The sequence below is a fragment of the Opitutia bacterium ISCC 52 genome (assembly GCA_014529675.2).
In the GTDB taxonomy this organism is placed as follows: Bacteria; Verrucomicrobiota; Verrucomicrobiia; order Opitutales; family UBA2995; genus UBA2995.
In genome coordinates this window covers 4,564,089-4,577,793 of record CP076040.1, presented here as the reverse complement: position 1 = coordinate 4,577,793, position 13,705 = coordinate 4,564,089, and the positions used below count along the sequence as shown (strand labels likewise).

13 protein-coding genes are annotated in these 13,705 nt (G+C 48.0%); 5 read left to right on the top strand and 8 right to left on the bottom strand.

Annotation, left to right across the window (positions count from 1 at the left end; all coding sequences use genetic code 11):
• Window positions 1–2 precede the first annotated feature (2 nt).
• From accC to amaP, 3 genes are all read left to right on the top strand, one after another.
• A complete protein-coding gene (accC, locus tag GA003_19770) occupies window positions 3–1,388 on the top strand; it encodes an acetyl-CoA carboxylase biotin carboxylase subunit (protein QXD28207.1) in 1,386 nt (461 codons plus the stop codon).
• A 2-nt stretch (window positions 1,389–1,390) separates the two neighbouring features.
• Window positions 1,391–1,825, top strand: a complete 435-nt coding sequence (locus GA003_19765; protein ID QXD28206.1) for an Asp23/Gls24 family envelope stress response protein — start codon at window positions 1,391–1,393, stop codon at window positions 1,823–1,825.
• 104 nt (window positions 1,826–1,929) lie between these two features.
• Entirely contained in the window at window positions 1,930–2,361 is a 432-nt protein-coding gene (amaP, locus tag GA003_19760; GenBank protein ID QXD28205.1) for an alkaline shock response membrane anchor protein AmaP, read from the top strand.
• Window position 2,362: 1 nt separating this feature from the next.
• On the opposite strand, the gene GA003_19755 is transcribed toward amaP, so the two are convergent.
• From GA003_19755 to GA003_19740, 4 genes are all read right to left on the bottom strand, one after another.
• Entirely contained in the window at window positions 2,363–3,265 is a 903-nt protein-coding gene (locus GA003_19755) for a 50S ribosomal protein L11 methyltransferase (protein QXD28204.1), read from the bottom strand.
• A 31-nt stretch (window positions 3,266–3,296) separates the two neighbouring features.
• Window positions 3,297–4,457 carry a molecular chaperone DnaJ gene (gene dnaJ / locus GA003_19750; GenBank protein ID QXD30486.1) on the bottom strand — a complete coding sequence of 387 codons (1,161 nt, stop codon included), beginning with the start codon at window positions 4,455–4,457 and terminating at the stop codon, window positions 3,297–3,299.
• Window positions 4,457–5,122: a nucleotide exchange factor GrpE gene (grpE, locus tag GA003_19745; protein QXD28203.1), complete on the bottom strand. Its 666-nt coding sequence runs from the start codon at window positions 5,120–5,122 to the stop codon at window positions 4,457–4,459. Before grpE ends, dnaJ begins: the two co-directional genes overlap by 1 nt.
• A 107-nt stretch (window positions 5,123–5,229) precedes the next feature.
• Window positions 5,230–6,183: a class I mannose-6-phosphate isomerase gene (locus GA003_19740; protein ID QXD28202.1), complete on the bottom strand. Its 954-nt coding sequence runs from the start codon at window positions 6,181–6,183 to the stop codon at window positions 5,230–5,232.
• Between the two features lie 292 nt (window positions 6,184–6,475).
• Between GA003_19740 and GA003_19735 the strand changes: the two genes are divergently transcribed.
• Window positions 6,476–9,040, top strand: coding sequence for a DNA translocase FtsK (locus tag GA003_19735; GenBank protein QXD28201.1), 2,565 nt, complete (start codon window positions 6,476–6,478; stop codon window positions 9,038–9,040).
• Between the two features lie 135 nt (window positions 9,041–9,175).
• Window positions 9,176–10,012 (top strand): helix-turn-helix domain-containing protein, encoded by an 837-nt coding sequence (locus GA003_19730; GenBank protein QXD28200.1) that lies wholly within the window; start codon window positions 9,176–9,178, stop codon window positions 10,010–10,012.
• A gap of 6 nt (window positions 10,013–10,018) precedes the next feature.
• On the opposite strand, the gene GA003_19725 is transcribed toward GA003_19730, so the two are convergent.
• Genes GA003_19725 through GA003_19710 form a run of 4 tightly spaced genes read right to left on the bottom strand, consistent with a single transcriptional unit; the run spans window position 10,019 to window position 13,676 of the window.
• The gene (locus tag GA003_19725; protein QXD28199.1) at window positions 10,019–10,609 is read right to left on the bottom strand and encodes a hypothetical protein; all 591 of its coding nucleotides are present in this window, start codon (window positions 10,607–10,609) and stop codon (window positions 10,019–10,021) included.
• A 15-nt stretch (window positions 10,610–10,624) separates the two neighbouring features.
• Window positions 10,625–11,662: a flotillin-like protein FloA gene (gene floA / locus GA003_19720; protein ID QXD28198.1), complete on the bottom strand. Its 1,038-nt coding sequence runs from the start codon at window positions 11,660–11,662 to the stop codon at window positions 10,625–10,627.
• Complete coding sequence (locus tag GA003_19715; protein QXD28197.1) at window positions 11,659–12,123, bottom strand: hypothetical protein; 465 nt, start codon at window positions 12,121–12,123, stop codon at window positions 11,659–11,661. The genes floA and GA003_19715 overlap by 4 nt, the downstream gene beginning before the upstream one ends.
• Window positions 12,124–12,128: 5 nt before the next feature.
• A complete protein-coding gene (locus tag GA003_19710; protein QXD28196.1) occupies window positions 12,129–13,676 on the bottom strand; it encodes a hypothetical protein in 1,548 nt (515 codons plus the stop codon).
• Window positions 13,677–13,705 lie beyond the last annotated feature (29 nt).

Sequence of the window (13,705 nt, the reverse complement as noted above, 5' to 3'; positions counted from 1 at the left end):
CTATGATCAGTAAAATTCTCATCGCCAATCGTGGCGAAATTGCTCTTCGCATCGTTCGCGCCTGTCGGGAGCTAGGTATTAAGACGCTAGCCGTTTATTCGGAGGCGGACGAGCAGTCATTGCACGTCCAATTGGCCGACGAAGCTATCTGCATCGGACCGGCTTCACCCAGTGAAAGCTATCTAAAAGCGGATCGCATCATCAGTGCAGCTGAGATTTCAGATGTAGATGCTATCCATCCTGGCTATGGATTTCTTTCGGAGAAGGCTGAATTCGTAGAACAATGCGAAAGCTGCAAAATTAAATTTATCGGCCCAAGCTCGGAAATAATCCGCAATATGGGCGACAAAGCCCTGGCAATCGAAACGGCCCGGAAAGCAGGGGTGCCAACTGTCCCCGGAAGTGACGGAGTCATCCCAACAGCGGAAGAAGCAGTCAAAGTAGCCGAATCCATTGGATACCCAGTACTTATCAAAGCGGTTTCAGGTGGCGGTGGAAAAGGAATGCGCGTAGCCCACAATAGCGCAGCCTTCCACAAAGAATTTGAGATGGCCAAAGCAGAGGCCGAAAAAGCCTTTGGAGATGGCGACGTCTACTTAGAAAAATTTATCAACAATCCTCGTCATATTGAGTTCCAGATCCTTGCCGACAACCATGGCAATGTGGTTCACCTTGGAGAACGGGATTGCTCGGTTCAACGCCGGCACCAAAAACTCATCGAAGAAGCACCTTCACCCTTCCTGACAGACGGATTGCGGGAGAAAATGGGGAATGCAGCCATCAAAGCGGCTAAGTCAGTAGGATATACCAATGCCGGTACGATTGAGTTTCTAGTCGATGAAGATGGAAATTTCTACTTCATCGAGATGAATACCCGGATACAGGTGGAACACCCGGTAACTGAAGAGATTACGGATACTGATTTGATCAAGGAGCAAATCCGCATCACGGATGGGCAAAAACTGCGCTTCACTCAGGATGAGATCGTTATCAATCGCCATGCGATTGAGTGCCGCATCAATGCGGAAGATCCAATGAGAAACTTCGCACCCTGCCCAGGAACGATCGATCTTTATTATCCGCCCGGGGGACACGGTGTACGTGTGGATTCGCATGTCTACGGTGGATACACGATTCCTCCCTATTATGATAGCATGATCGGGAAGCTCATTACCTATGGCAGAAACCGGGAAATCGCCATGGACCGCATGTACCGGGCCTTGGGAGAATTTATTATTAGCGGGATCAAAACGACGATTCCGTTTTCTAAAGCAATTATGCAGGATCCAGTGTTTAGAAATGGTAAAGCGACGACCAAGTTTATCGAAGAATTTGTAGAACGCGCTAACATGGATACCTTACTGCAGTCTAATCACAACATCGAATAATCATGGACAGCGACAAATCGGATACCCAACAAATTCCCTCCCTTTCAACGGAAGACTCCAACTCTTTAGGGGACATCAAAATTAATCACTCGGTGGTAGCGAGCATCGTTCGCTTGGCCGCACTCGAAAACGGTGGCGTTTACGCCGTAGCTGGCAGCTTTGTTGAAGGCATCGCCGATATGTTTTCCAAGAAGGAAGAAAAAGGAGTGCGTGTTACAGAGAGCGAGCAGAGCAACTACGTCATCGAAATTCGCCTCATCCTCAACTACGGGGTCGAACTGGCAAAATGTGCCTATGACGTGCAGATTGCCGCAAAAGACCGAGTCGAAAACATGACTGGTAAATTGGTTGAGCGTGTTGATGTCGTTATCGATGGCGTCAAATCACCTGATGGTAGAGATGAGGATGGAACCTCCAATCTACAGGAAGTAGAGTAAATTTACTGATAACTTTGCTAAACGCGGTCCTACGGGTCCGCGTTTTTTTTCGACAGCCCCACCAGATACACCCACGCTAGCCGCATTCTCAATTATCAACTTATATGGAAAGCACCCTAGACAAATTTGGCACTGAGCCCTTGCAGCTCACCCTCATGGTCCTCATTCCCCTAGCCGTCATTTTCGTGGTTTTGGTGGTTCTATTTCTAAAATTGGGAGAGAAGAATCTTCTGGTTTTCAACAATCAGGACGGGAAAGTAGAGATTTCTCGCAATGCCATTCAGGAAATTGTTCAACGTACCTGCGAGCAGTTCGTGGAAGTTGGAAAAGCGCGTAGTGATATTCGCAAGATTAAGGGCCAGATTCACATCAAGGTACGATTGAAACTTCGCGTTAAAACACGACTACAGGACATTTCGAATGAGCTTCAGCGACAAATCACGCATGCCATTCGACACGACCTGGGAATCGAAAACCTGGGTGAGGTAAATGTAATCGTGGAAGGCTTTCTTGCTGAACCAAGGCCCAAGGCCTAGTTCATATCAGGTCGATAACAACGTCCGACCATTCGCCTAGCTCATGCAGGTGAATACTGCCCGTTTGGCCCATCTCCTCCATTTGCTTGCGGAAAACATATTCAACTTGTTGCAATTCGACTTTCAAAATCCCACTTAGAATGAGCCTGCCACCAGGCTTTACTGAATTCAGTAGCTGTTCGGGAAATTCCATAAGCACCACTCCAAGGATGTTGGCAAACACAAGGTCATGGGATTGGTTTTGAAAGCCGCTGTCTATATCTCCTTTGATAAAATCAATCTCACCGACCAATTGATTCAGCTCTGTATTCTCATGGCTGATACGGACAGCATCCGGATCGTTATCGAAACCGAATACAGACCCCAGGCCTAGCTTTTTAGCCGAGATAGCTAGGATTCCGGAACCACAACCCGCATCACAACAGGTCAATTCTTCCAGAGGAGTTTTCTCGAGTCCTGGTTGTTTAAGAAAATCAATGAGAGCCTCTATGCACAAACGGGTGGTCTCATGGTTGCCAGTCCCGAAGGCCATTCCCGGATCTAAGAAGACCACCGCATCGCCCGGCGGGACCTCATAGTTTTCCCGTTCCCATACAGGTACCCAATGCAACCCCTCGAAACTCCATGGCTTAAAGTGGTCTTTGTAACTGTCCTTCCAATCTTTATCAGGCAGCTCTTCGAAACGAGGCTCAAGTGAACCTAACACTTCTTCAAAAAAGGGCGCAATGACCTGCCAAGTAGTCCGTGCATCTTTCTCACTCTCGTATACTCCAGAAGCTGTGCCTATCTGTGTGTCCTGATCAAGGAAGATATTCCAATGCCCGTCATCTACTTCGAAAAGCAATTCCTCCAGTGATTCAACCTGCTCACCGGTGATGGGAATGGTCACTTGAAACAGCGGCATGGCTCGTGGTGAGAAACTCCGATACTTCTAACTACTTGTCGTCGAAGAAACGTTTTGCTTTATCAAAAAACGACTTTCCAACTGGATTCTGGTCGTCCCCCGATTCTTTGGCAAACTCTTCCAAAAGCGACTTCTGTTTTCCTGTCAGTGATTTGGGAACTTCCACGTGCACCGTGATGTACTGATCGCCATTTCCATAACCACGCAACGAAGTCATTCCTTTTTTCCGCATACGGAACGTCGTTCCCGATTGAGTCCCTGCAGGGATTTTGAGTGAGGCCCTTCCGCTTAAAGTAGGCACATCGATAGCGCCACCCAATGAAGCCAAAGTAAACTTGATGGGGATTTGGCAATAAAGGTCATCTCCATCGCGATCGAAGATATCGTGATCCTTGACATGGATAACTATAATCAAGTCTCCGGTTGGTCCACCACCGGTACCTGCTTCTCCCATTCCGGAAAGACGTAAACGAGAACCCGTGTCGACTCCGGCAGGTACTTTAACCTGAGAAGTGCTGGTTTTCATTACGCGGCCTTCCCCTGAACACTGAGAGCAAGGTTTCTCAATAATTGACCCCGTTCCGTGACAGGTTGGGCAGGCCTGCTTTACTCGGAAAAACCCACGGGATGAGGTTACTTGACCAGCACCACCACAGGTATTACAGGTTTTCTTACTGGTACCAGGTTCGGCACCACTACCGTTACACTGTTCGCAACCAACCGCGCGGCGAAAAGTAATTTCCTTTTCAACGCCTTTAGCGGCTTCTTCCAGGCTGATTTGCAAGTCGTACTGGAGGTTCGCTCCCGCACGGGCTCCACCGGGGCCGCTGCTCCGACCGCCGCCAAATAGCTCATCGAAAATACCACCAAATCCACCGCCGCTGCCGCCTTGACCTTCGAAGACGTCGCGAAACATATCAAAGGGGTCATGAAACCCACCTCCGCCACCGGCTCCCATTCCACCTCCTTGGAAGGCTTGAGGTCCATAACGGTCATACGCCGCTCGCTTTTCCGAATCTTTGAGAACTTCGTAAGCATGCGATACTTTCTTAAATTGCTCTTCCGCTTCCTTATCATCCGGATTGCGGTCTGGGTGGTACTTAAGCGCTTGTTTCCGATAGGCTTTTTTCAGCTCATCGCCTGAAACTTCTCTGCTTACACCCAATAGCTCATAATAATCATCCGCCATAATTAGCTTTCTCCTTCTTCTTCACTAGCGGGACCACTGGAAACAATCACATTCGCAGCGCGAAGAATACGACCATTCAAGCTATACCCTTTGCGAAGCACTTGAATTACCTTTTGATCCTCAACTTCGTCGCTGGGCTGAAAACCCACGCTCTCGTGAAAGTTTGGATCAAAATCTTCACCTTCAGGATTAACGCACTCCACTCCATTGTTTTGGAGAATGCTAGTGATCTGCTGGGCTACCATTCGAAATCCATCGGATACCGCCTTCGCTTCCGGATGATTGTCGGCTGCTGCCAGTCCAAGTTCTAAATTATCCAATGCAGGTAGCAGATCTTCGATTAATCCAGATACTGCATACTTACGAAGCTCCTCTTTTTCCCGGAGACTACGTTTACGAAAATTCTCAAAGTCAGCGGCTGCCCGGAGTACCTTTTGATAAAGGTCCTCTTTTTCTTTATGGCTTTGCTGAAGAAGCTCGTCGACGGTGAGCTCCTTCTCCTCATCAGTCGCCACTTCGTCAGTTGAAGCCTCTTCCTCGGTTGCTTCGGCTACATCCTTTTGAGGAGCTTCGGCTTCAGCTGTATTTTCAGTCGCCTCTTGGGCTTCTTCAACTACCGGCTCTTCAATTTCGTTTTCAGATGTTTGATTTTTTTCCTCTGCTTTCATGATTGGAACCAGCTAAGGAAAGCGGTTCTTCCAACAAGTTCAAGCAATACTAACGGTCTTATTTCAGACCCAATTTTCAGGAAAAGCAGGCCACCTGCGACTGGAAATCACGCAAAGTGATCCGTGATCAACAAATCTGCATCGCCAACTCCGCTCACCACAAAATCTCCGGTGTAAGGTAATAATACCGTGTCTCCTTTTTTAAATCGGGTGCGATCTTGGCCCTGGATATCAATTTCTCCGGAAACAACATTGAGGAGTACTGGTTGGCTGGTTTCGGGGAAACTCAGCGTTTTATCGACGCCCACCTTTTCCTTCCGAATACGAAACTCGTTACAGTCTGCGATGGTATCTCCGGGCTGCGTATCCCTCATCGGCTCCGGCTCGTAGTCATCGAAAGCTATCGATTCCATCGATTCATCGATATGCAGATCTCTAGGTTTTCCATCCAATCCTACTCGACCCCAATCATACACTCTATACGTGGTGTCTGAGTTTTGTTGGATTTCCAAAATGAAGTTTCCTCCACCAATCGCATGAATGCGTCCGCTCCAAACAAAAATAGAGTCACCGGGTGAAACGGTCGCCTTGTTAACCAGGGGTTCAAGCGCATTGTTTTTGAGAGCCTCTTCAAAAGCTTCGCAAGTCACCCCATCTTTGAGGCCAACCATAAGCTCGGCACCTTCATCCACATCCGTAATATACCAATTTTCCGTTTTAGGTTCGCCTCCCAGTTTTTCAGCAACCTTATACGGTGGGTGCACTTGCAAGCTAAGTTTCTCCTGACAATCCAACCACTTCACAAGGATGGGGAAGGGTTTGGAAGAATCATAAGTGGGGCCCATTACGGTGCCAGAAGATGATTCCAACAACTCACGAATAGTCTGTCCTTCAAATGCACCGGTAGCCACTACAGACTGCGCTTCAGGGCGATCGACTATCTCCCAACTCTCGCCAATGACTTTGTCTGACGGCAGAGATCGTCCTAGCTTGTCCTCGAGGCCTCGGCCTCCCCAGACGCGTTCCATATACAGGGGTTTAAAGTAAATTGGAGAAGACATGGGTTAAAAAGTACAAGAATAGAAACTTTTCATTCACTGGAAAGATACTATGATGACATTTTTTTAGGAGCCAAAAACAATTTTATTTGGCCCCTATTTATTATCTTTCATCCATCAACTCATCCAATTCTTTCCGGTGACTGACCACAACCGACTTTCGGGATCCCGCGACTGCTCTCTTATCGTTGCTTTGCAACGACTTAGCGGGCTTGATTTTTTTGTTAATCAAGCGTCAAAGTAGATTCATGTCGTTGTCACTCCACCTGCCACCCCTAGGCTGCATTTAAATACTATGGCGAACACCAAGAAAAAGGCTACTAAAGCGACTCAAAAGAAGACGCTTGGTTCCTATACCGGTAAATCACGTCCGGTCATCGGCTTCATCTTCCTGGTTATCGGGATTTTGTTTTTAATTTCGCTGTTTGCATTCGATTTGGACCACAGCTCATACAAGCGGGTCGATTTCGTTCCCACCAATTCCGTAGTGGATGGTGGGCAGGAATTTGCTGTTGGGGTTGTTGGAGAAAAAATCGCATTCTGGACACTGGTCATTTTTGGCTTTTCCGCGTGGATCGTGACGCTTTGCTGGTTCTGGATCAGCTACATTTGCTTCTTTAAGCGGTCTCACTTGTTCAAATGGCCACAGGTCGTTGCTATGGCGGCCTATATTTTCTCGATTTCGGTGCTCGGCTCGATGATCCAAGAAGTTTTCTTCGAACAACGCACTGAGCAGATTCATAACGATTGGAGCTACGCAGAGGGTCTTGGCGGAGTCGTCGGAACCACCCTTTACACCAATTTCCTTCGCACAGCGCTTGGGCCCCTTGGAACTTCCATCGTGATAGGGGCAATGGTGGTGGTAAGCCTGATGGTTCTACTTACCTCCGATCTCTCCAACATGATGGAGCGAGCCCAAACCTGGTGGGCGGAAAGTAAGTTAGCTCGTGCAGAGAGACGTAAAAAACGGAAAGAAGAGAAAGAGCGCAAGAAGGCAGCCGAACTTGAAGCGAAGGAGCTAAAGGATTTGGGGCAACCCGACGCAGGTTCCAAAAAGCCAAAAGGCAAAATCAGCCTTCGTGAGGATGAAGAAGAGGAAACGCAGCTCGAGCCTATCGAACTCGACGACGTTGAAGATGAAATAGTTCCTCTCGTCACCAATAAACATACGCCGGTAGAGCAAAAGCCCAGTGTGGGTCTCAAGTCACCCATAGAAGGATTCTCCAAAAAGGATGAACCCGAAGCAGAATTTAAGATTGTTGCGAGCAAGGCGACCCGTAAGGCCTCGAAGAAACAAATTCCAAAGAAACGAGGAAGCTACATTTTCCCAAATCTAGGGCTATTGCAGGAACCACCCCAAAAGGATGATTCTTTGGATGAGTCAGAACACCAGGAAACAGCCACCGCTTTGGTACAGACTTTGGCCAGCTTCAATGTAAAGGTCAAGATGGGCGAAGTTCACACGGGTCCGGTTATTACACGCTATGAAGTATTACCGGCACCTGGCGTAAAGGTTGGTAAGATCCTGAGTTTGGAAAACGACATAGCACTTGGCCTCAAAGCCATGGCTGTTCGGATACAGGCACCGGTTCCAGGAAAAGGAACGGTGGGTATCGAAGTGCCCAACAAAATCAGTGAGTCTGTTTACCTTCGTGATATAATTGAGTCGGAAGATTGGGCCAATTCAAAGGCAGAGATTCCTATTGCATTGGGTAAGGAGGTTAGTGGTCGCCCACTCATAGCCGACCTTACCAAAATGCCTCACCTCTTAGTCGCGGGTGCGACCGGCGCAGGTAAAACCGTTTGTATCAATACGATCATTGCATCTTTGCTCTACCACTCCAGTCCGGAGGACGTGCGTTTTATCATGGTCGATCCGAAGATCGTGGAAATGCAGGTTTACAACGACCTGCCCCACATGCTGATTCCCGTTGTAACCGAACCTAAGAAGGTTCCGGGAGCTCTTAAGTGGCTCATCAGCGAAATGGAACGCCGCTACCAGGTGTTCGCCAAAATGGGCGTTCGCAATATTAATGGCTTTAACGATAAACAGAAAAAGAAGCGACAGGAAGAAGCTGATCGCAATGCCCAGGATGCCATGGATGATATGGCAACCGACGACATTCTCGGTCTGGACAACATCCCAGAGGCAGAAGCTCCGGAAATCGAAGTTCCTAGAGACGCTGAGATCGATATACCTGATAAATATCCATACATCGTATGTATTATCGATGAGCTAGCTGACTTGATGATGGTAGCTGCGCAGGATGTCGAAGCAGGCATCGTTCGCCTGGCTCAGTTAGCACGAGCTGCAGGTATCCACTTGATCATCGCTACTCAGCGACCCTCTGTGAATGTAATCACAGGACTGATTAAGGCCAATTTACCTTGTCGAATTGCATTCCGAGTGAGTTCGAAGGTAGACAGCCGCACCATTCTTGATGCCAACGGCGCCGATCAGCTGATCGGTCGAGGAGACATGCTTTTCAATTTGCCTGATGGATCGGGTAAACTCATTCGTTCCCAAGGTTGCTTTGTTTCGGATGACGAAATCAATAATATCGTGGACTTCCTAAAACAGAATGGGGAACCCAGTTTCGTAGAAGAAGTACAGCAGCATCTGGAGGCGGATGACGAGGATGTAGGCGAACTTCAAGACGAAGAGGACGATCTCTTTCCAGAGGCGATCAATGTATTGAGAACTACCGGGCGAGCTTCGACTTCGATGCTACAACGTCGACTCAAGATTGGCTACAATCGAGCAGCCCGTATCATGGATCTCATGGAGGCTCGCGGCATTGTTGGCCCCGACAACGGATCCAAGCCTAGAGATATCATTGGCGACCTGGATAGCTTGTAGAGCTTAGCGCTTTACCAGTTGAGAGAAGGAAAGTTCCTAACCAAAGTCGGTAAAGCCAAACTATTTTCATCGTTTGAACAGAGTGATAATCATTTTCTTTGCTTTTTCCGGACGGTCTCCCTAAACCAAACAATTATGCAATCCATTGGGGAAAGATTAGAAGAAGCCCGGAAAAAAAAGGGTATTTCCATACGCGAGGCAGCTGACGCTACCAAAATACGCGGTGACTTCCTTGATTGCTTCGAAAAAGACAAATTCGATATCGGTATTCCGGACATCTATACGCGCGGATTTTTGAGTAATTACTCAAAATTTCTACATATTGATCCAGCTAAGATTGTTACCGATTATAACTCTTTTAAGCTCGGCAGGAGCAAAATCTCGAAGCGAGATCGCGGTGAATTGCTAGGCCGACTGGATATGCCAGATCAAGCTCCGGATAAAGAAGAGCCAGCTTCAATGGAAGCCCAACAATCCGAAAACCTCGCTCCTCTTGGTTCTTTCTCTCAGGGCGGACCAGAAACAGGAACTTCTGGCTTGGTCAGCAATGATGCAGACCCTGAGGTTGATTATTCACTCTATTGGAAACTCGGTTTTGCCGTAGCCGCGGTATTCGCGGTATTTATACTTTTGGTCTACGTGGTGTGGAACGTCATTAATAAGGAAAGCCCCGAAATTAATCCTGAATTAGTAGAAGCACCCGTTATCAACTCATCTGGTGCTCAAATTTTGGAGTCAGCTGAAGAGGTAATTAAGCTGATCGCATCAGGTGACGTGAACGTACTGGTTATCGAAAAAGCGAGTAACAATCGTCTTTTCAGTGATCCCATGGCAGCAGGTGAAGAGATAGAGATCCGCAAGAATGGTCCCGTCACAATAGCATTCAGCGAAGGTCGCAATTTAAGCTACACCAAAGGTGGGCAAACCTACAGCCCTGGAACTGACGGGCTTGGCCGAATCACTATACCCTGATTTCTGCTACACGTTAGCTTTCCAACCTGCCGGTCCTTTTATTCCAATTGGAGGTCCTAGAATTTCACCCACGAGTATGGCTTTCTTCTGTCCTACAGGGTGAGCAAGATCGGCATACAATTGAGACCGTAACTCACCCCGTGCGACCTTTAGGCTCGGTTTGACTTGAGAGTAAGCGGATAAAGTATCGACCTTGGTGACGGTCTGTTCTTCCAGCTCTTTAATCTGACGCAATTTGGCCTGAAGTTCATCCTGGTAAGAACGCGTTGGTTGAACCGGGACAGGTGCAGGTGGAGGCGTGGGAGTGCGTGAAGGTGTTGGAAACTTTTGAGTTTGCGGCGCAGGCTTACTGGTTTGCGGTACTCGAGCTGGAGCCGGAACCGGCGGGGGAACCCGACCGGTTCGCTCGGCAATTTTGCGACGGATCTCTTCCTGAATCTCTCGAACGCGTCTTGCTTCATCTGGATCCGCCTCGGAAGGCTGTTCCACAGGAGCATTCTTCCCATCCTTCTTCTGTTTGGCACTACCTAGGCCATACAGAACCATGATGATGATGGGAATGATTACATTCTCCAGATTGTTTAGAACCCAATCCATTGGAAAAACTAATGATTAACTGGTTGGAGGTGTGGGTCCGTCGGAGTCAGTATCAGAAATCGACTTTCTCATGGAAGTATCGGACTGAATGTTCTCAAGGCGGTAGTAATCCATGATTCCAAGATTGCCAGCGCGGAATGCTTCGGCGATGGCCATGGGCACTTGAGACTGAGCTTCTACCAGTTTCGCATTCATTTCTTCAACCTTGGCCTTCATCTCTTGCTCCTGCGCAACCGCAGCAGCACGCCGGATTTCAGCCTGCGCTTGGGCGATTTTCTTATTCGCTTCAGCTTGGGCCTCTTGCAGATGGGCACCTATGTTCTCACCAATGTCGATATCGGCGATATCGATTGAAATAATTTCGAAAGCCGTTCCAACGTCGAGACCACGATTCAATACGTTTTTAGAAATGGAATCCGGATTCTCCAAAACGTATTTGTACGATTCAGCTGAACCAATGGTAGTTACAATACCCTCCCCTACACGAGCTATAATCGTTTCTTCCTGAGCACTACCCACGTAACGTTCAAGGTTACTGCGAACGGTTACTCGAGCGCGTGCCTTTACTTGGATACCGTCTTTGGCAACCCCATCAATGGTGACTTTCCCTGAATTAGAAGCCGGGCAATCGATAACAATCGGATTGATGGAGGTTCTAACAGCCGCGACCACAGACTTCTCAGTTCCTTTGGTGGCTAAGTCAATCACGGTCGCCTGATCCCAATCAAGAGGCAGGCCGGCCTTTTGGGCATTAATCAAGGCCAAGGTGGTTTGCATGATATCACCACCAGCCATGTAGTGGGTCTCCAGGTGTTCAATTGGGAGGTCGATACCTGCCTTTACGGCAGTAATTCGTGCCTCCACTATCAAGCTATACGGCAGCTTTCTAAAAAAGCGCATAGTGATGAGATTCATCATGCTTACAGGCGCTCCAGAAGAGTACGCCTTCATCCATACGCTGAAAAACGAAAGGATGATGAAAAAGATTCCGAGTACTACGATGATCGCGACGATCGATAGTACTGTCGTGGTGGCTCCAATTACAGGTATCATATTTCTCTAACGATTAATTTTAAGTGTTCCGACCTTACCACTTCAACCGTGGCATTTTTATCAATTAAACCACTATTCGAAGCGGCTTCAAATGTTTCGTTGGCAATCTTTACTCTTCCCGAAGGCGCCATTGTGGTCAATGCGATACCGGTTTTGCCTATTAGATTATTTCGCCCAACAGGGGATGTCTGTGCTCGTTGTTGGTCCTTGTGCTGGATGGTCCTTCCGAACCTGGACTTCGCGAGCAACTTGATCTGTATAAAAAATAGCGCAATAGCCGCCAAAGTTCCGCCTACTAAAATGGAGATAGACCCGAAGAGACCCATCGTATCGTAGGCCAAAACGGCAGCCGCAATAAGAGCACAGGCGCCAAAAAAACCTAATACACCTCCAGGTGCGAAGACCTCCATAAAGAATAAAATGAAGGATACGATGATTAAAGTTACTATAATTGTGGTCATCTTGCTTAGGCTTTCCTGTCTACGAGCAGTGAGTAGCTCTTATACCCCACAACGATAATTTTCTCCCCTCTGGCTAAATCTCCAACCGAGGTAGTCGCTTCGTAACGGTTTCCATCAACCTCGACCATGCCAAGTGGATGAAGATTTGTGACAACAACTCCTTCTGAACCGATATCCGGCAATGACTTTTCCTCAACATAACGACCTCCACCGGATACAATCGTACTGGGATCTCCGGATTGGCCCTGGTGAACTAAGCTTTTATAGAAGGGCGATTTGGGAAGGAAGCGCCAAACGGCCCATACTCCAGCAACTGCAATAAGCATTCCAATCGCTACATCGCCTACCCCCTTGGATAAAGAATCTGTATTCAGCTTCCAATCGATAGGGCTTTCTCCGGGCTGAGGAACAACCGGCCACACATCGGCCATAGACCAAACCATGGCTCCGAGAATACACAGTACTCCTGAGATTCCAAAAATGAAGGTACCCGGCAGGACAAAGACTTCTATGGCCAGTAGCACAACACCACCAACCAATAAAAGAATGGCTTCGAAGCCAGCGAGTCCGGCCACGGTGTGTCCAAAGACAGCTATCACGATCAATCCAATGCCTAACAAACCGAGCAGGCCAAAAGCTGGCGTCTTTAATTCCACAACCAGCATAACGATGCCGAGTCCGTAGAGAACGGGGGTTAGAAAATCGATCACGGAAGCAAACTCTTCTGACCACGAAGGCTCATACCTGGTGATATCTACTTCTTCAGTGCCGAATCCGTATTGAAAAATCTCATCAATGGATTCAGCGATTCCATCTGCAACTAATGGTTGAGGTGGATCTCCAAACTTCACTACCGCTTTGGATGCGGTTAATCCCAAGAGCTCCCCTTTGGGGCTGATCAGCACATTATCTTCAACGAATTCAAATTCTTTATCCATCATCGCTTTGATGACGTTGTTCCTGAGCTTTTTATCCTGAGCGTAAGACTCGATGCGTGCATCCAGGTAGCTCTTGATTTTGGCCTGCATAGTATCAGGAATTTCCTGACCGGAAGAAGAAACGGCGGCGGCGGCACCCATAATCCCAAGAGGGGCGAAATATATATAATCGGTTACCGAAGAGATAATGGCTCCGGCCGAGATCGCTTCATCGTTGATGTAGGTCACCGTGATTCCCGGAAACTCGTTGAGCACTTCCATAATCTCCAGAGTAATATCCAGACGGCCGCCGGGCGTATCCATATCGAGCACCACAACATCCGCTTCAGCAGTCATGGCATCCTTGATAGATCGTCGCAATATATAGAGGACGGGATTGCCAATATCGGTTTTGACAGGAATGACAGCCACTTTGAGCGGCCCCTCTTCGGGTAACTCGATGCCTTCCAATGCAGGAATCAGTTCCTCTTTCGAAAGCCCGGACATATTGATCCCGGAGAATTCTACATATTCTGATTTCGACTCAGAATTGGAATCCCCTTCTTGGGCAAATGCTGACGTAGAAAGCATTGCCGTAGTGAGGCAGAAAATGATGAGGTAAATGAATCGGCTCATAGCCAAAAAATAATCATGGAAGGGAAGAC